Source organism: Allorhizobium sonneratiae, assembly GCF_023700755.1.
Lineage (GTDB): Bacteria > Pseudomonadota > Alphaproteobacteria > Rhizobiales > Rhizobiaceae > Allorhizobium > Allorhizobium sonneratiae.
Genome location: NZ_JAMKOJ010000013.1, coordinates 94764 through 111675, shown reverse-complemented (window position 1 = coordinate 111675; position 16912 = coordinate 94764). Strand labels below are relative to the sequence as shown.

The following is a 16912-nucleotide window of genomic DNA, read 5'->3' as shown; positions in this document are numbered from 1 at the left end:
TATTAATATTTGAGCGCGCATGATGTGGGCAGCGCGTTGAAAATAACCTCTGTGATCTAAGGTCTGTCTTCCTCCGTGGGGCAGATCAGGATTTGCGATCATGAACGGTGTGTGGGCATCGGGTCGCGTCAAGCGCTGATGGCGTTGTCAGGCAGGGGAAAGGATAAGGGACCATGATGGCACCTTCCTGTGATTGAAGGATGGTCTTGGAATGGTTTCCACCTATGTCAGCTACGATCTCGTGACGCGCGACATGAGCAAGAGTCTGCAACGCGTTTCCCAGGAACCGCAGGTCAGCAAGGATGCCGCCTATTACAAGGCCAATATCGGCAATGTGAAGACGGTTGACGATCTGCTCAAGGACGATCGGCTCTACGATTATACGATGACGGCCAACGGCCTTTCCGACATGATCTATGCCAAAGGCTTCATGAAGAAAGTGCTGGAAAGCGATCTGACCGATCAGAACAGCTTCGCCAACAAGCTGACGGATGATCGATACCGCGAATATGCCGCCTCCTTCAACTTTTCCAAGGAAACCACCGATATCCAGACGTCGAACCAGGAAGACGATCTGATCGGCCTCTATAAACAGTCCCTGACCAATCAGCAGGATGATGCGGCGACCGAAACCAGCTATTTTGATACGGCGATCGATCAGGTGAAGTCTGTCGACGATCTGCTCAACAATTCACGGCTGACGGAATATGTGCTGAAGGCCAACGGGCTCGACACGCAATATTATTCCACGGATTTCCTGAAAAAGGTGCTGACCAGCGACCCGAACGATTCAACCAGCTATGTCAACACGCTGACCACGAACAAGCAGACCTATCTCAATATGATCGCTGCCCTCGGCTTCAACACCGATGGTTCACTGAAGAACAGCACAGCGATGACCGCCTCTGCCAAGGAGGACATGGAGCTTTCCTATCTGGAAACCGTGCCCAGCACGGAGGGCGACTATCAGGCCGGGCGCGAGACCGATTATTACAAGGAAAAACTGGCCACTGTCACCAAGGCCTCCGACATCACCGGCGATTCGCGTCTGTTCAGCTATGTGAAGACGGCGTTGGGGCTGAACCCGAACATGCTGAAATCGACCTTCGAAAACATCGTCACCAGCGATCTTTCCGATCCGAAAAGCTACGCCAATACGGAAAGCACGGATGGCTCCTACGCCAAGATCGCCAAGATGTTCAACTTTGACACCAATGGCGATGTTGCCGCCGGCAATGCACAAAACAGCGACCAGTTATCGACGCTGACGGCGCAATATATGACGAACTATTCCGCCGCCGATGACAAGACCACGCAGAGCAACATCGATTTCTATTCCACCCAGATGAAGTCGATCGACACGGTGGATAAGCTTATGGGCAATGAGCGGGTCTACAACATGGTGATGCAGGCCTTCGACATTGATCAGACGCAATACAGCAAGGCGACGATCAAGAAGGTTCTGACCAGCGATGTCAACGACCCGAAAAGCTATGTCAACATGACGCATAACAAGGCGCTGATCAGTCTGGCCAGCGCCTTCAACTTCAAATCTGACGGCACGGCGGGTGTGCCGCTTCTGGCCCAGTCGGAATCGACCATCACCAACACGGCAAAGGACTATATCGTTCAGAAAACCCGCTTCCTGACCGGCAAGGACCAGACAACCGCGAAGGCAGCGGCGGAAAAGGATGCACAATATTATCAGGACAATATCGTCAAGGTGCGCACCTCGGCTGATCTGATCAAGGATCGCAAGCTGGTGGATTTCGTTCTGACCTCCGATGGGCTCGATCCGAGCAAGGTCAGCAACGACATGTTGAAACAGCTGTTTTCCTCCGATCTTTCCGATCCGAAAAGCTTCGCCAACAGTCAGGATGATGAGCGCTATGCCGAGTTCGTCGCCTCCTTCAATTTCAACACAGACGGCAAGCTGGATAAAAGCACCGTCATGGGCGCGCAAAATCGCGGCACGATGGTCAATACCGAGAATCTCTATCTGCACCAGACGCTGGAAACCGAACAGGGGGACAGCAATGCTGGCGTGCGGCTGGCGCTTTATTTCCAGCGCAAGGCGCCGACGATTACCTCCTCCTATGACATTCTCGGCGACTCGGCACTTCTGGAAGTCTATCGAACCGCCTTCAGCCTGCCCTCTGACATGAGCAGTATGGATATCGATCAGCAGGCCAAGGTCATCGATAAGCAGATGGATCTGAAGGATCTCAATGATCCGACCAAGCTCGACAAGTTCCTCAAACGCTTCACCGCCATGTATGATATCGCCAATAATACGGGTGTCAGCTCGTCTGCCAGCGCCGCGCTGGCCATTCTCGGCGGCGGCACCACTTCCGCCAGCATCAGCGCCGATCTGCTGACGTCCGTCAATGCGCTCAATCACTCCTGATTGAGAGAATCAAAGGCAGGGCGCAGATATTGCGCCTTGCCTTTTTCAGATCTATCGATATATCCGTGAAAATATATCGTAAAAGATCGGCAGACGATGCCGAATTGGGAGTTTGTCATGCGCCTGCCTTTGCTTCGTCTTGTCCTCAGCGCGCTTCTGGCGCTGGCCTGGCCGTTGTCGGCCCTTGCTGCCGATGGCGGTGTCACGGTCTTTGCTGCCGCCAGCCTCAAGGAAACCATGACGGCGATTGCCGCGCAGTGGAAGGAAAAGACCGGTCATGACGTTCGGCTGTCCTTTGCCGGCAGTTCGGCTCTGGCAAAACAGATCGATCAGGGTGCGCCAGCCGATCTCTTTATCTCCGCCGATCTCGACTGGATGGATCATCTCGACAAGGAAGGAACGCTGCAACCGGGAACTCGTATCAACCTTTTGGGCAACCGTCTGGTGCTGATTGCACCTGCATCGTCAAAAATCACCGCCGAGATCAAGCCGGGTCTCGATCTTGCCGGGCTGCTCAAGGGCGGTCGGCTGGCCATGGCCAGCGTCAATGCCGTTCCGGCAGGCATTTACGGCAAGGCGGCGCTGGAAAAGCTCGGGCTTTGGGCGAGCGTCCAGGACAAAATCGCTCAGGCCGAAAATGTTCGCGCCGCTTTGGCGCTGGTCGCGCGCGGGGAAGCGCCGCTCGGCATCGTTTATGAAACCGATGCCCGTGTCGATCCCGATGTGAAGGTCGTCGATCGCTTTCCGGTCGGCTCTCACCCGCCGATCGTCTATCCGGCGGCCCTGCTGAAAACCAGCAGCAATCCCGAGGCAAAGGCCTTCCTCACCTATCTGCAATCGGATGCGGCGCGTGAGATTTTCACCAAGGCCGGTTTTACCGTGCTTGATCGTAAATCATGAGCCGGTAAAGGATTAAATCATCGCAGTATTCAGACAGGCAGTGACAGCGCGTGCAGTTTTCGGCGGATGATATAACGGCCATCGGCCTGACGGTGAAAGTGGCGCTGGTGGCGGCGGTCTTGTCCCTGCCGCCGGGCCTTCTGGTGGCTTGGCTTCTGTCGCGCAAGCGGTTTTTCGGGCGTGGATTGCTCGATGGCATCGTGCATCTGCCGCTGATTATGCCGCCGGTGGTGACCGGGTATCTGCTGCTCATCCTGTTTGGCCGCAAGGGTGTGATCGGGGCGGCGCTGGAGCGCTGGTTCGGCCTGGTCTTCGCCTTTCGCTGGACCGGGGCGGCGCTGGCTGCGGCGGTGATGGGTTTTCCGCTGATGGTCCGCGCCATCCGCCTGTCGCTCGATGGTGTCGACCGCAAGCTGGAAACCGCCGCCGGAACGCTGGGCGCGCCGCCGGTGCTGGTGTTTTTCACCGTGACCCTGCCGCTGATCCTGCCGGGGCTGATTGCCGGAACCGTACTCTCCTTCGCCAAGGCCATGGGAGAATTTGGCGCAACCATCACCTTCGTCTCCAACATTCCCGGCGAAACCCAGACCCTGTCCATGGCGATCTACAATTATACCCAGGTGCCGGGCGGCGATCAGGCAGCGCTGCGCCTGACGCTCGTGTCTGTCGCCATCTCGCTTCTGGCACTATTGGCCTCCGAGCTTCTGGCACGGCGCATGGCTCTCAGGCTGACGCGCTGATGCTGGAGATTTCGCTCACCCATACACAGGGCGCGTTCCGTCTTGCTGCCGATCTCAGGCTCGGCGCCGGGCTGACGGCGCTGTTCGGCCCATCCGGCTCCGGCAAGACGACGCTGATCAATGCTGTGGCCGGGCTGATCCGGCCCGAGGCGGGGCGGGTGGTGTTTAACGGCACGGTGTGGAGCGACAGCAAAAGCGGCACCTTTTTACCAGTGCATCGCCGCCGCATTGGCTATGTGTTTCAGGAGCCGCGGCTTTTCCCGCATCTGAGCGTCCGGGCCAATCTGCTCTATGGCCAAAGGTTTGCTCCCCATGGCGACAGGCGCGATAGCCTTGATGCGGTCGCCGATCTGCTCGGCATTGCGCCTCTCCTTGATCGTGCGCCAAACCGGCTCTCCGGCGGTGAAAAACAGCGGGTGGCCATCGGCCGGGCGCTGCTGTCTTGCCCGCGCCTGCTGGTGATGGATGAGCCGCTTTCGGCGCTCGATCAGACGATCAAGGCGCAGATCCTGCCCTATATCGAGCGCATCCGCGATGAGGCGGGCGTGCCGATCCTCTATGTCAGCCATTCGGCTGAGGAGGTCACGCGGCTTGCCACCCATATCGTTGCCATGCGCGCCGGTGAAGCGAGCCTGCTGGATGGGACAGGCGATCTGCCCGGTCCCTTGCCCGATCTCGGAGACAACCGCTCCGGCAGTTTCATCCGGGCGGTCATCACCGGCCACGCGCCGAAGGAAGGGCTGACCTTTGCCGCAAGCGATGCCGGAACGCTTTATCTGAAGCGCACCGATCTGCCGGTCGGTCAGGCAATCCGCCTGTTTTTACCGGTCAGTGATGTGGTGCTGGCCGGGCCCCATGTCGGCGATGTGTCGACGCTCAACCGCCTGAACGGGAGGGTGCGCAGCATCAACGATCTGGGCGAAAGCCTGATGGTCGAGGTCGACTGCTCCGGCGAGATCATCCGCGCCGAAATCACCCGTCGTTCCGAACAGGCATTGCAGCTTGCCCCCGATGCACCGGTGACGGTGCTGTTCAAGGCGGTGTCGATCCGGCGTGGCGGGCTTTACCGGGGCGCGGAATAATCCGCATTGGTCTGCGCCTCCAGCCAGGCAATGTCCTCGGCCAGCAGCTTTCGTGCCTTGTCATCCATCGCCTCGGCACGCGCCAGAAGCTGCTCGCCAAAGGCGGTGAGACCCGCCCCGCCGCCGCTTGCACCGCCATGGCGGGTGGCAATGGCGGGTTCAACGAACATGCGGTTGATCTCGTCGGCCAAAAGCCAGGCACGGCGATAGGACATGCCGAGCGCCTTTCCCGCAGCCCGGATCGAGCCGGTGTCACCGATCAGCCGCAACAGCTGGATCTTGCCGGGTCCAAGGCGTGTGCCATTGTTGAGATCGATGCGCAGCAGGCTTTTGGGCGGCACGCTCATGGCAGGCGCACCATCTTGCCCGGATTGAGAATGCCCTTCGGATCGAAGGCCTGTTTGATCCGGTTCATCAGTTCGGTCTCGATGGCCGGGCGGATCTCGATCAGCTCGTCGCGCTTCAACTGGCCCACACCATGTTCGGCGGAAATCGAGCCGCCGTGAGCGCGCACGATGGCGTGGACAATGGCGTTGACCTCGCGCCAGCGGCCAATGAAGGCCGCCTTGTCGGCCCCGACGGGCTGGCTGATATTGTAATGAATATTGCCGTCGCCGAGATGGCCGAAGCCGCAGATGCGCGCGCCGGGCACCGCCTGCAAAACGGCGGTTTCGGCCTCGCGCATGAAGGCGGGAATGGCGGCAACCGGCACCGAGACATCGTGCTTGATCGAGCCGCCTTCCGGCTTTTGCGCCTCCGACATGCTTTCGCGCATGTGCCAGAGCGCCCTTTGCTGTGCAACGGTTTCGGCCATGACCGCATCTTCGATCACGCCGGTCTCATAGCCTTGTTCCAGCACGGTCTCCAGCATGGCGCGGGCGGTCTCGGCCCTGTCGGAGGTGGAAATATCGATCAGCACATACCAGTCATGCGGGCTTGTCAGCGGGTCTCTGACGTTTTCGATATGGCGGCTGGTAAATTCCACCCCGATGCGGGGCATCAGCTCGAAACCGGTCAGTGCCGAGCCGCAGATGGCGCTGGCTTTCTCGAACAGTTTGAGGGCGGCCTCCGGCGAGGCAAGCCCGGCAAAACCAACCTCATGGCCGAGCGGTTTCGGATAAAGCTTCAGCACAGCGGCGGTGATGATGCCGAGCGTGCCTTCCGCGCCGATGAAGAGATCGCGCAGGTCATAGCCGCTATTGTCCTTTTTCAGCCGCCGCAATCCGTCCCAGATTTCCCCTGTCGGTAACACCACCTCCAGCCCGAGGCACAGATGCCGCATATTGCCATAGGTGAGCACCGCCGTGCCGCCGGCATTTGTCGAAAGATTGCCGCCGATCTGGCAAGAACCCTGCGAGCCGAGCGACAGCGGAAACAGCCGGTCGACGGCATCGGCGGCCTTGTGGACGGCATCCAGCACCACGCCCGCCTCGGCAATCACGACATTGCCGACAGGATCGACCTCGCGGATGCGGTTCAGCCGCTCCAGCGACAGAAGAATGTCCTCGCCGTTTTCGCGCGGCACCTGGCCGCCGACATGGCCGGTGCGCCCGCCAACCGGCACGATCGGTGTGTGCGTCGCGCTTGCCAGCGCCATGATCTTCGCCACCTCCTGTGTCGAGCCGGGTTTGAGCACCAGCGACGAGGCGCCGCGATAAAGTCCGCGATTTTCGGTGAGATAGGGTTCGATGTCATCCGGCGCGGTCAGGGCATGGGCTTTGCCGACGATGGCGATGAAATCATCAAGACGGGCAGGGGTCGGCAGCGCGTCGGTCATCGGTTTGCACCTCCTAAATCATGTCGCGTTTTATGGTCCTCTACAGCGCGGTTGCGTTTTATAAAACGCACAAAGGACGCTGTAGTCCTTTAAATTTGCTGCATCATGTTCGCCTTCAATCTCACCGGATTTAAGCAATGATGCACTAGGGTCAAAACTCACTCAGGATGGGTGTTCTGTTGAACGGGATGGGATTGTATGGCAGCGAACAAGCGCAAGACAAGGCCGGTTTGCCTTGTCGCGCATTGTTCGCAATCAGGCGGCCCATCCCGTACAACCCTTTGGGCAAGGCGTAATTTGTGCCTGCGGGCGTCGGAAAGGTTTGAAAATGGGGAGCATTTCCTGCACCTTTCCTTCTCCTCCGACACAAAATACGCCTTGCAGAACAACCATCCTGATTGAGTTTTGACCCTAGGCTCTGGGAGCCGCCGCCCGTTCGATCCGGTCGTTGATCGCCTCGCCGAGACCCTGCATGGGAATGGGAACGAAGGCAATGCGGGCCGCACCGCTGGCATCGGCCTCCTTCATCGTTTGAAACAGCGCCGCAGCGGCCTCGGCAAGCTTGCCTTCGGGGCTCAGATTGCGAATGAAATGCGCCTTGTCCAGCCCTGCCGGCGTGTCTCGGCCGAAAAGGATAGCCGCCTCTCCGGCATGAATTTCAAGCGCATTCAGCCTGACTGGCGCATCCGGCGCGTAATGGGAGGCCAGCATGCCCGGCGCTTCGATAATCGCGCCTGCTTTTTCGGGCCGGATGAGCGAAAGACCAAGACAGGCTTCGATCTCTTCCGCCGCAAGCCCGCCGGGACGAAGCAGATGTACCGCCCCATTTTCCACCTTGACGATGGTGGATTCCACTCCGACACCCGCCGTGCCGCCATCGAGGATCAGCGGGATTTTGTCCCCAAGATCGGCCTCGACATGGGTCGCCGAGGTTGGGCTGATCCGCCCGGACGTGTTGGCGCTGGGGGCGGCAAGCGGTTGGCCGAAGGCGGCAATCAACTGCCCGGCAAAACCTCTGGGGCAACGCACACCCACCGTATCCAGCCCGGCTGTTGCCAGCGGATGGATGGGCGAGCCATCTTGCAATGGCAGAATGAGCGTCAGCGGTCCCGGCCAGAAGCGTTCGGCAAGGGTCCGTGACAGGGGATCGAAACGGGCATGACGCTCCGCCATGGCAAGATCGGCCATGTGGCAGATGAGCGGATTGAAGCGCGGGCGGCCCTTGGTCTCGTAAATCCGGGTGATGGCTTGCGGATTGGTGGCGTCGGCGGCAAGCCCATAAACGGTTTCGGTCGGAATGGCGATGGCGGCCCCTTGCGCAAGCAGCGGCAGTGCCGCCGCAATCGCTGTCTTCGGCTCTCGTTCAATCGATATGCACTCGGCCATGATCTTTCACCCTTTCGGGCACGATCCATAACGCCGAACCGGTCAGGGGGCAAATCTTTTGCATCCGGCGGTCTTGTCGCCTGCCGCGTAAGTGCTGTGTTAGGCTTCAACCTTGCAGGCAGGGGCCGGAAGAGGCTGTTCATGCTGTTTCAGCCAGCCGTAACGTGCCGGAAAATGACGCACTGTTAAGGCTTTTCCCCAACCTCGCAGCAATCGATAAAATTTTAAAAACCGCCGTAACCGAAATAAAGAACTGTCGGCTTATTGTCTCCCACATCAATGATTCCAGATGGGGAATGCGTTCGATGCAGCCTTTGAAAAATCCGGCTTCCAGTATCGCGCTGCGTGTTGCGACGGCCATGCATCAGATGGGAATAGAGGGACTGCCGCGCAATTACGAACTGGTCTATGAGGCCTATTCGGGCAGCAATCCCGATCTCGTCAGGGATTTCATCGCGCTGGGCAAGGTCAAGACCCAGGAAGCGCTCGATGCGCTGGGGCGCAAATATCTGCCGCATCATCACGAAGAATCGATTCTGGCCCGACACAACAATACGGTTCGCGCCGAGATGAGCAGTTTCATCAATCTGCTCAACCGGGAAAAACTGTCGCTGACCGATTATGGCCGTCTGATCGGCGATGCCACGCGCGGCATGATGACCCATACCGATCTGGCCAATTCCGATCTCAGCCATCATATCCAGGCGCTGAAGGCGGCGACGGAAAAGCGGGCGGCGGAAAACAGCAATGTCGTCAAGACCGTGGTGGAAAAGACCGAGCAACTCGCCGATGTCCAGCGCGAGGCCGATCACGTGGAACTGGCGAAATTCATCGATCCCTTGACCGGCATGGGTTCGCGCCGCGCCTTCAACAAGGCGCTGGCCAAGGTCTATGCCAATCCCGACCTGCCGCTTCTCTGCGGTTTGGCGGTGGGCGAGATCGACGAATTCGCCCGTCTTGCCGATCATCTCGGCCCGACGGTGACGGAACGCTTCATCAAGCAGATCGCCAAGGTGGTGAAAGCCATTGCCGGCAAGGATGACCTCGTCTGCCGCATCGACGGCAGCCGTTTCGGCCTCCTGTTCTATACCTCCGATCAGGATGAGATCAACCGCATCGTCAATGCCGTGCGCGCCAAGCTGAAAGCCACCGCCGTGGTCAATCCCGGATCGAACGGCTCCTTTGGTCCGCTGACCATGTCCTTCGGCCTGTGCCTGTCCGAACAGGCGCCCAACGCCTTCGACCTGATGACATTTGCCGAGCGGGCGCTGGGATCTTCACGCGCCTCCGGTGGTGACAAGATCACCGTTTATGGCGCGGTTGAAAGCAGCTATGTGCCGAAAGACTGGATCATCTACAAGCCGCATGTGGTGTGATGGAAGACAGCATAAGACAGGCCGTGTCTGAACCCGGCCCGTCACACGCAAAAGACCCGTCAGGCCTCGATCTCGACATCACCCCTGGGCCGTGAGCAGCAGGCGAGGATATAGCCTTCCTCGATTTCCTCATCGAGAATGCCGCCATTATGGGCCATGTCCACCTCGCCGGACAGCTTCATCACCCGACACGTTCCACATAGGCCCGATTCGCAGGCCGCACCGATGCGCACACCGATGGAACGCGCCGCCTGCAGCACGGTGAAGCCGGGCTCGCAGGTCGCTTTCTTTCCCGCCTGACTGAAGGAGACGGTAAAGGGCTTGGCCTCGCCGGAGGTTTCCGCCACCGCCACGGGCAATTGCGGCGCCACCGGCTGAAAGGTTTCCTCATGATAGCGGCTCATGTCGAAGCCGGCGCCCTCGAGCGATTCGCGCACCGTTGCCATAAAAGGCTCGGGCCCGCAGCAGAACACGGTGCGCTCGAGAAAATCCGGCGCCAGAAGCGCGATTTTCGCCTTGTCGATAAAGCCGCGCAGACCCGTCCACAATTGCGAGCGCTTGACCTCCTCGACAATGAAACCGGTCTGGAAATACGGCAGGTATCGCGCCTTGTATTCCAGCTCCCAGCGGAAGATGATGTCGTCAGGTGAGCGGGCGCAATGGATGAAATTGACGTCGCTGTCCGGCTCGCGGTCGGCCATGTCGCGGCTCATCGACATCATCGGGGTAATGCCGGAGCCGGCGGAGATGAACAGATATTTCTCGCCCGGATGGTTCACATAGGAAAAATCGCCGAGGGGACCGATTGCCCGGATTTTCATCCCCGGCTTGAGGTTTTCAAACATCCAGCGTGTGCCGATGGACCCCTTCTGCGCCTTGACCGTGACGGCCACCGTATAGGGCCGTGACGGGCTGGACGACAGCGTATAGGTGCGCAACACCGGCTCGGGTCCAACGGGAAGCTCCAGCGTGACGAACTGACCGGGCCGGTAGCGGAACCACAGTCCCGGCCGGTCCGGCTTGAAGGTGAAGGTCATCACATCCGGTGCTTCTGGCGTCCAGGCGACACATTCGAGCATATGCTCCCGGTCCGACCAGGGTTTCAGTTCATCCACATGCCGGTAATGCCTGTCCTTCGCCATGATCAGGCCACCACCGACAGCGGCGTCTTGTCGCTGCCCGATTTGTCCCCCTGCAGCCGGTCGGTCATGAAGTTGGCATACCATTCAACAAACTGCATGACGCCGCCCTCATGGTCGGGCGAATAGGGGCCGGGCTCGTAAGCGGGCGAGCGGATGCCGAAGGCGTTTTCTTCAACGATCGACCGGTCCTGATCATTGGTCATGGTCCAGACATGAGTGAGGTCGTGCAGATTGTAATCCACACCCTCGACCGCATCCTTGTGTACCAGCCAGGTGGTGGTGACGGCGGTTTCTTCCGCGCTCAAAGGCAGAACCCTGAAGGAAATCGCATGATCGCCAAGCAGGTGGTTCCAGGTGGTCGGATAATGGAAGAGCAGCATGGTGCCGATATGAGAGATGGTCACATCGTCGGAGAGGGGGCGTTTCACCGCCGGCCTGCCGTCCATGGTGTAGCTTTCGGCATCCTGGATGAGTGGCATACGCGCCACGCGGAACTGGCCGGTCTCATGCATGGTGAACTGGCTCGGCAGGCCTGCCGTTTCGCAGCGCTGCCAGTGTTCGGAAATGAAGGGGTCGTCCTTGGCGCCCTGCACGCCGGTGGCGCTCGGGGCTTCCGGATAGGTGCGGCACAGTTCCGGATGGTTTCCGGCGCAATGGTAGCATTCGCGGTTGTTTTCCCAGACGAGCTTCCAGTTGCCCTTTTCGACAATGGTGCTGCGATAGGCGATTTTCGCCTCCGTCAGCCGGTGCGGCAGCATGTAAGGCTCGACCGTGGAGCGGAAGGTGGAAAAATCGGCAGGCTGTTCGGCAAGACAGATGAAGATGTAACCGGCAACGCTTTCGAAAGCGACCGGCTTCATGCCGAATTGCGCCTTGTCGAAATCCTCGCCCATCTGCCGGGCAAAGACCAGTGAACCGTCGAGATCGTAGGTCCACTGGTGATAGGGACAGACCAGCTTGGCGGATGCGCCGCGCTCCTGCGTGCACACGCGGTGGCCGCGATGGCGGCAGGTGTTGTGGAAGGCGCGGATGACGCCGTCGCGCCCACGCACCACAACGACCGGATAATCGCCGATCTGCACGGTGAAATAATTGCCGGCGCGCGGGATTTCGCAATCATGGCCGATGAACAGCCAGTCGCGATACCAGATCATTTCCATGTCGAGCCGGTAATAATCCGGGTCGGTGTAAAAGGGCTGTTCCAGGCTGAAGCCATCCCGGCGGTTTTTCAGCTGGCGCAAGACGGAACTGCGAAAATCCATGACATCCTCATCTGGATAACCGGCACGGGAGAAACGGAGACGGGCGATTTGTCCTGTCGGGCGCTCACTGTTCTTTTATGGCCGTCTCCCGGCCTTCATGGCATCCATCTAGCCACAAGCCCGCAGGTTGCGCCGATTGGCCTACGACATCGCAAATAGGGTTTGCGACATTAAGGCCCATCAGCAGCGATCCGGCCCGTTTTGCCGGGCCACGATCATTCTGACCGGGAGGTGATTTTCCGCTTTTGCCAATACAGATTTCTCTCCTGAAGCCCGTTGCCGCAAGTAGAATGGGCTGCGACGGCTACAGCTCTTTTTTCGCATGCGCGTTATCGTTTTCTTGAGGACAATAAAACGCGACATGCTTTAAAACGGACACGGGGATCAACTTTATCAAGGACAGGGACCTTATGGACGCTGCCGCATCACCGCTCAATGCCCTGCTTGCCGCCCAGAAAAATGCCTTTCAGACCGATTGCATGCCCTCCCATGCCGCCCGCATCGAACGGCTCGTGCGGCTGGAAAGGCTGATCGAGACCTATGGGGGGCGGTTCAGCGCGGCCATTGACCGCGATTTTGGTCACAGACCCGATTCGGAGACGGCGCTTCTCGAGCTTGCACCGCTGAAAGCGGCACTGCGCCACACGAAAAAACATCTGAAAGCCTGGATGCGGCCTGAGCGCCGTCACGTCAGTCTCGAATTTCTCACCTTTCGCAACCGGGTCTATTATCAGCCGCTCGGCGTTGTCGGCATCATGGCGCCGTGGAATTATCCGCTGATGCTGACGCTCGGGCCGCTGATCGACGTGCTTGCGGCGGGCAACCGTGCCCTGATCAAGCCGTCTGAACTGCTGCCGGAGACGGCTGATCTGATCCAGGCGGCCATAGGCGAGCATTTTGCTGCGGAAGAGGTGGCGGTGGTGACGGGCGGGCCCGAGGTGGCGGCAGCTTTTGCCGCCTTGCCCTTCGACCATCTGGTATTCACCGGTTCCACCGCCGTCGGGCGCAAGGTGATGGCGGCGGCAGCAGCCAATCTCACGCCGTTGACGCTGGAGCTTGGCGGCAAATCGCCTGCCATCGTCACCGAAAGTTTTCCGCTGAAAAAAGCTGCCCGCGATCTGGCCTTCGGCAAGATGATGAATGCCGGGCAGACCTGTATCGCGCCCGATTATGTGCTGGTGCCGCGGCCGTTGATGGAGCCGCTTTCCGAGGCGATCATGGCGCGCATCGCCGCCTTTTATCCGCAAAAAACGGCCGGGCGCGATTATGCCGGTCTTGTGGGCGCGCGAAGCCTTGAACGGCTGCGGAAGGGCATCGGCGAGGCGCAGGCGGCGGGTTGCACGATCCTCACGCATGCCGATGCGCTCACCGGGGCGGGACAACGGCTTGCCCCGACGCTGGTGCTCGACCCGCCCGCCGACTGTCTTTTGATGCGCGAGGAAATTTTCGGCCCGGTTTTGCCGCTGGTGCCCTATGAAACGCTGGAGGAAGCCATTGCCTTCATTCGCGCCCGCCCGCGGCCCTTGGCGCTTTATCTGTTTTCCCATGATCGGGGTGAACAGAAAGAGGTTCTGGTGAACACTTATTCCGGCAATGTCACCCTCAATGGCACCCTGTTGCACATCGCCCAGAATGATCTGCCCTTCGGTGGCATCGGCCCAAGCGGGCTGGGGGCCTATCACGGCCGCGACGGATTTTATCGCTTCTCCCATGCCAGGGGCGTTGCGGATGTGCGCGGACCAAATCCCAGCCGTCTAGCCATGCCGCCCTACGGAGCGATAACCAGAATGCTGCTCCGATTCCTCTTGAGATAAGGATAACCCGGCTTGACAGGAGCAAGTCCTTGCAGTCCATACACGGCGATGCTGTCGATATCCTTCACCGTGCGTGCTGGAAGGTTGCAGCGCTACGATCGACACAGGACAGGTAAAATGCAGGAAAAACGAGGCGAAAAAATAAAAACAGTGCTGCGGGTGACCAGTGGCAATTTTCTCGAAATGTATGATTTTTTCCTGTTTGGCATCTATGCCACCTCGATTGCGAAGACGTTTTTCCCCAATGAGAACCCCTTTGTCTCGCTGATGGCGACCTTTTTGAGCTTTGCCGCCGGGTTCGTCATGCGTCCGATCGGGGCGCTGGTTCTCGGCCCCTATATCGACCGGATCGGTCGCCGCAAGGGGTTGATCCTGACCCTGACCCTGATGGCATTCGGTACGGTTCTGATTGTCCTGGTTCCCGGTTATGCCACAATCGGCATCGCCGCACCGCTTCTGGTGCTGGCTGGCCGTCTGTTGCAGGGTTTTTCCGCCGGTGTCGAACTCGGCGGCGTCTCGGTTTATCTGGCCGAAATGGCCACGCCCGGCCATAAAGGCTTTTATGTCAGCTGGCAGTCGGCCAGCCAGCAGGTGGCCATCATCGTGGCGGCGCTGATTGGCTTCGTCATCAACAAGACATTGATGCCCGCGCAGATTGCCGATTGGGGCTGGCGCATTCCCTTCGCCATCGGCTGCATGATCGTGCCGTTCCTGTTCATCATCCGCCGTTCCTTGAGCGAAACGCAGGAATTTGCCGCGCGTAAGCATCATCCGACGACGCAGGAGATTTTTCGCACGCTGGCGGCAAACTGGGCCGTGGTGCTGGGCGGCGTCGGCATGGTGATCATGACCACGGTTTCCTTCTACCTGATCACCGTCTACACACCCTCCTTCGGCAGAACGGTCCTGAAACTGCCGGTCTCCGATGCGCTTCTGGTCACCATTGCCGTCGGCGTGTCGAATTTCATCTGGTTGCCGATCTCCGGCGCACTCTCGGACCGCATCGGCCGCAAACCGCTGTTGATCCTTTTCAGTCTTCTCGCCATTCTCACCGCCTATCCGGCGCTCGACTGGCTGATCAGCAACATTACCTTTGGCCGGATGCTGGCCGTGGAATTGTGGCTCTCCTTCATCTATGCCTGCTATAATGGAGCCATGGTGGTGGCACTCACCGAAGTCGTGCCCACCAGTGTCCGCACCGCAGGCTTTTCGCTGGCCTATAGTCTGGCGACGACACTGGGCGGCTCGTCGCTGGCGATATCAACCTGGCTGATCGAAACCACCCATGACAAGGCCGCGCCCGGCTACTGGATGGCCTTTGCCGGATGTTGCGGGCTGATTGCCACGCTGTTTCTCTATCGCCGCAAAGACGTGGCCCCTGCGGCAAAAGATGCCGTTGTGCACTGACGCGTTCACTTGGGTCATGCAGAGTTTGGTCTGAGGAAAAATGGTTGCCGGTTTTCCCGATCAGGACAAACAACAACACAGAAATCGACAACCTGTCAGGTTCAATCTGAGCCTGACAGATTCTAAAGACCGGCGATGATCTTGCGCAGCATGTCGTTTTTCGCACCCAGCATCAGCACTTTTTTCAGTGCTTCCTGCGGGTCGCTGGTGCGAAACAGCAGGCCGTCGGAACGGATCGAGCGGTCGATCACCATGGCGCGACGGTCTGCGTCCGGTTTGAGTGCGACAGCGAAATACATCCTGCCATAACGGGGCGTCACCCGAGTGAAGAAACTGTCGTCCTCACCGATCTCGGCATTGAAATTGGCGATATAGAACGACCATTTGACATCGGCATAGCGGGCAAAACTGGTGCGTGATGCCGTGACATGGCAGTAGCCAAGATGCGGCATTTCCTCGAGTGTCCTGTGAAACAGGATTTTCGGCAGCTTGATCGCCCTGTGTGCGCTGTTGATGCGGTTATGGGTGCGCTCGCCGGCGGCTTCAAGCCGTTTTCCCGTGCGCTCGGCGACCTCTTCATAGGTGAGGTAGCGTTTTTCCTCCGCCAGCCAGTCTTCCTCATCGCGCAGAATGCGACCGGTGCGCAGAAATTCCGTATAGACTGCCTTGGGCAGCTTGGCCTTGGCCGTTTCGACGGCGGAGGCGGCATAATATCGCAGTTTCGACATGGCGACGCTGGTCCCGTTTTGACTGCATCATTCCTCAAACAACGCCTCGTCTGAGAAATCATGACATGGACGCCTGAGCCAATGCTTTGTTCCCGATCCGGGCCGCGTCCCTCCGCCGGAAAAGAGAGGAGGGTTAACGCTGTCTTTTCGCGTTCTGGAACGGCACATTGGCGTCCGTCCCGGTCAGGATGGCGGTCGATATGGCCTTCAATCCTGCCCGGTTCGGCTAAGCAGAGGGCAGTGTAGAAATCGGGCTTTACGCCAGGCTTGCGTTGAGGAGGTCATGTCTGGTGCAGACGGGAAGATGACAGCAATATCATCTTTTATTAATCCGTGGTTCATGGCGGTTTTTCTAAGATCACCCATATAGAAGAGAGTATGAAGCGGATCGTTGCTGTGCGATCCTTTTGGAGGTCGAAGATGGCTGTTTTGAAAACATTTTCGGCGACAGGGGCGGCCCTTGCCGTTCTTGCCAGCCTGTCAGGGGTGGCGCAGGCCATGCCCCTGGTACCGGCAGCGTCGGTTCAGGCGCAGATGGCGCCGCATGTTGAAACGGTGCAGTGGCGTCATGGTCCGCCGCCGCCCTATTATTATGGTCATCCGGGCTATTATCATGGTTATCACGGCTATCGCGATTACCATCCCGGCTATCGCCGCCACCATGACGGCTACTGGTATCCGTTGGCTGCCTTTGCCGCGGGCGCGATCATTGGCGGGGCAATTGCCGCCGAGCCGCGTCCTGCCCCACCGCCGCCGGTCTATTATGACAATGGCATCAATCCGCGCCATTATCAGTGGTGTGAGTCGCGCTACCGCACCTATGATCCTTACAGCAACACCTTCGTCAATTATAACGGGGTGCGCCAGCAGTGCTTTTCGCCCTATTATTGA

Annotated in this window: 14 protein-coding genes; 8 read left to right on the top strand and 6 right to left on the bottom strand. The window is 59.0% G+C overall.

The genetic code is table 11. From position 1 onward, the window contains the following. The first annotated feature begins 211 nt into the window (after nucleotides 1-211). The 4 genes from NAC44_RS19760 (at nucleotide 212) to modC (ending at nucleotide 5129) form a co-directional block, all read left to right on the top strand. Nucleotides 212-2407: a DUF1217 domain-containing protein gene (locus NAC44_RS19760; protein ID WP_250943286.1), complete on the top strand. Its 2196-nt coding sequence runs from the start codon at nucleotides 212-214 to the stop codon at nucleotides 2405-2407. Nucleotides 2408-2503: 96 nt separating this feature from the next. Beyond that, a complete protein-coding gene (modA, locus tag NAC44_RS19755; protein ID WP_420839992.1) occupies nucleotides 2504-3307 on the top strand; it encodes a molybdate ABC transporter substrate-binding protein in 804 nt (267 codons plus the stop codon). A 50-nt stretch (nucleotides 3308-3357) separates the two neighbouring features. Then, complete coding sequence (modB, locus tag NAC44_RS19750) at nucleotides 3358-4047, top strand: molybdate ABC transporter permease subunit (protein WP_250943284.1); 690 nt, start codon at nucleotides 3358-3360, stop codon at nucleotides 4045-4047. Continuing rightward, nucleotides 4047-5129 carry a molybdenum ABC transporter ATP-binding protein gene (gene modC / locus NAC44_RS19745; RefSeq protein ID WP_250943283.1) on the top strand — a complete coding sequence of 361 codons (1083 nt, stop codon included), beginning with the start codon at nucleotides 4047-4049 and terminating at the stop codon, nucleotides 5127-5129. Before modB ends, modC begins: the two co-directional genes overlap by 1 nt. On the opposite strand, the gene NAC44_RS19740 is transcribed toward modC, so the two are convergent. From NAC44_RS19740 to NAC44_RS19730, 3 genes are all read right to left on the bottom strand, one after another. Beyond that, nucleotides 5111-5476 carry a winged helix-turn-helix domain-containing protein gene (locus NAC44_RS19740; RefSeq protein ID WP_250943282.1) on the bottom strand — a complete coding sequence of 122 codons (366 nt, stop codon included), beginning with the start codon at nucleotides 5474-5476 and terminating at the stop codon, nucleotides 5111-5113. The genes modC and NAC44_RS19740 overlap by 19 nt on opposite strands. Next, nucleotides 5473-6906, bottom strand: a complete 1434-nt coding sequence (locus NAC44_RS19735) for an FAD-binding oxidoreductase (RefSeq protein ID WP_250943281.1) — start codon at nucleotides 6904-6906, stop codon at nucleotides 5473-5475. The genes NAC44_RS19740 and NAC44_RS19735 overlap by 4 nt, the downstream gene beginning before the upstream one ends. Nucleotides 6907-7317: 411 nt before the next feature. After that, entirely contained in the window at nucleotides 7318-8292 is a 975-nt protein-coding gene (locus tag NAC44_RS19730; protein WP_250943280.1) for an L-threonylcarbamoyladenylate synthase, read from the bottom strand. 305 nt (nucleotides 8293-8597) lie between these two features. Here NAC44_RS19730 and NAC44_RS19725 point away from each other — a divergent pair, with 305 nt between their 5' ends. Further along, the gene (locus NAC44_RS19725) at nucleotides 8598-9668 is read left to right on the top strand and encodes a GGDEF domain-containing protein (RefSeq protein ID WP_250943279.1); all 1071 of its coding nucleotides are present in this window, start codon (nucleotides 8598-8600) and stop codon (nucleotides 9666-9668) included. A 59-nt stretch (nucleotides 9669-9727) separates the two neighbouring features. Here the strand turns inward: NAC44_RS19725 and NAC44_RS19720 are convergent, their stop codons facing one another. Next, entirely contained in the window at nucleotides 9728-10810 is a 1083-nt protein-coding gene (locus NAC44_RS19720; RefSeq protein ID WP_250943278.1) for an FAD-binding oxidoreductase, read from the bottom strand. Between the two features lie 2 nt (nucleotides 10811-10812). After that, entirely contained in the window at nucleotides 10813-12072 is a 1260-nt protein-coding gene (locus tag NAC44_RS19715; RefSeq protein WP_250943277.1) for an aromatic ring-hydroxylating oxygenase subunit alpha, read from the bottom strand. Nucleotides 12073-12482: 410 nt separating this feature from the next. On the opposite strand from NAC44_RS19715, the gene NAC44_RS19710 reads away from it, so the two are divergent. Together NAC44_RS19710 and tcuC are read left to right on the top strand one after the other, a co-directional pair. Continuing rightward, nucleotides 12483-13886 (top strand): coniferyl aldehyde dehydrogenase, encoded by a 1404-nt coding sequence (locus NAC44_RS19710; protein ID WP_250943276.1) that lies wholly within the window; start codon nucleotides 12483-12485, stop codon nucleotides 13884-13886. 117 nt (nucleotides 13887-14003) lie between these two features. Then, complete coding sequence (tcuC, locus tag NAC44_RS19705; RefSeq protein WP_250943275.1) at nucleotides 14004-15293, top strand: MFS transporter; 1290 nt, start codon at nucleotides 14004-14006, stop codon at nucleotides 15291-15293. Nucleotides 15294-15415: 122 nt separating this feature from the next. On the opposite strand, the gene NAC44_RS19700 is transcribed toward tcuC, so the two are convergent. After that, the gene (locus tag NAC44_RS19700; RefSeq protein ID WP_250943274.1) at nucleotides 15416-16021 is read right to left on the bottom strand and encodes a DUF6656 family protein; all 606 of its coding nucleotides are present in this window, start codon (nucleotides 16019-16021) and stop codon (nucleotides 15416-15418) included. Between the two features lie 420 nt (nucleotides 16022-16441). On the opposite strand from NAC44_RS19700, the gene NAC44_RS19695 reads away from it, so the two are divergent. Beyond that, the gene (locus NAC44_RS19695) at nucleotides 16442-16912 is read left to right on the top strand and encodes a BA14K family protein (RefSeq protein ID WP_250943273.1); all 471 of its coding nucleotides are present in this window, start codon (nucleotides 16442-16444) and stop codon (nucleotides 16910-16912) included.

Excerpts from the sequence above, each read along its gene's own strand:
- NAC44_RS19760 (WP_250943286.1), top strand. The coding sequence starts at position 212 with ATGGTTTCCACCTATGTCAGCTACGATCTCGTGACGCGCGACATGAGC.
- modA (WP_420839992.1), top strand. The coding sequence starts at position 2,504 with ATGCCGAATTGGGAGTTTGTCATGCGCCTGCCTTTGCTTCGTCTTGTC.
- modC (WP_250943283.1), top strand. The coding sequence starts at position 4,047 with ATGCTGGAGATTTCGCTCACCCATACACAGGGCGCGTTCCGTCTTGCT.
- NAC44_RS19740 (WP_250943282.1), bottom strand. The coding sequence starts at position 5,476 with ATGAGCGTGCCGCCCAAAAGCCTGCTGCGCATCGATCTCAACAATGGC.
- NAC44_RS19735 (WP_250943281.1), bottom strand. The coding sequence starts at position 6,906 with ATGACCGACGCGCTGCCGACCCCTGCCCGTCTTGATGATTTCATCGCC.
- NAC44_RS19730 (WP_250943280.1), bottom strand. The coding sequence starts at position 8,292 with ATGGCCGAGTGCATATCGATTGAACGAGAGCCGAAGACAGCGATTGCG.
- NAC44_RS19725 (WP_250943279.1), top strand. The coding sequence starts at position 8,598 with ATGCAGCCTTTGAAAAATCCGGCTTCCAGTATCGCGCTGCGTGTTGCG.
- NAC44_RS19720 (WP_250943278.1), bottom strand. The coding sequence starts at position 10,810 with ATGGCGAAGGACAGGCATTACCGGCATGTGGATGAACTGAAACCCTGG.
- NAC44_RS19715 (WP_250943277.1), bottom strand. The coding sequence starts at position 12,072 with ATGGATTTTCGCAGTTCCGTCTTGCGCCAGCTGAAAAACCGCCGGGAT.
- NAC44_RS19710 (WP_250943276.1), top strand. The coding sequence starts at position 12,483 with ATGGACGCTGCCGCATCACCGCTCAATGCCCTGCTTGCCGCCCAGAAA.
- tcuC (WP_250943275.1), top strand. The coding sequence starts at position 14,004 with ATGCAGGAAAAACGAGGCGAAAAAATAAAAACAGTGCTGCGGGTGACC.
- NAC44_RS19700 (WP_250943274.1), bottom strand. The coding sequence starts at position 16,021 with ATGTCGAAACTGCGATATTATGCCGCCTCCGCCGTCGAAACGGCCAAG.
- NAC44_RS19695 (WP_250943273.1), top strand. The coding sequence starts at position 16,442 with ATGGCTGTTTTGAAAACATTTTCGGCGACAGGGGCGGCCCTTGCCGTT.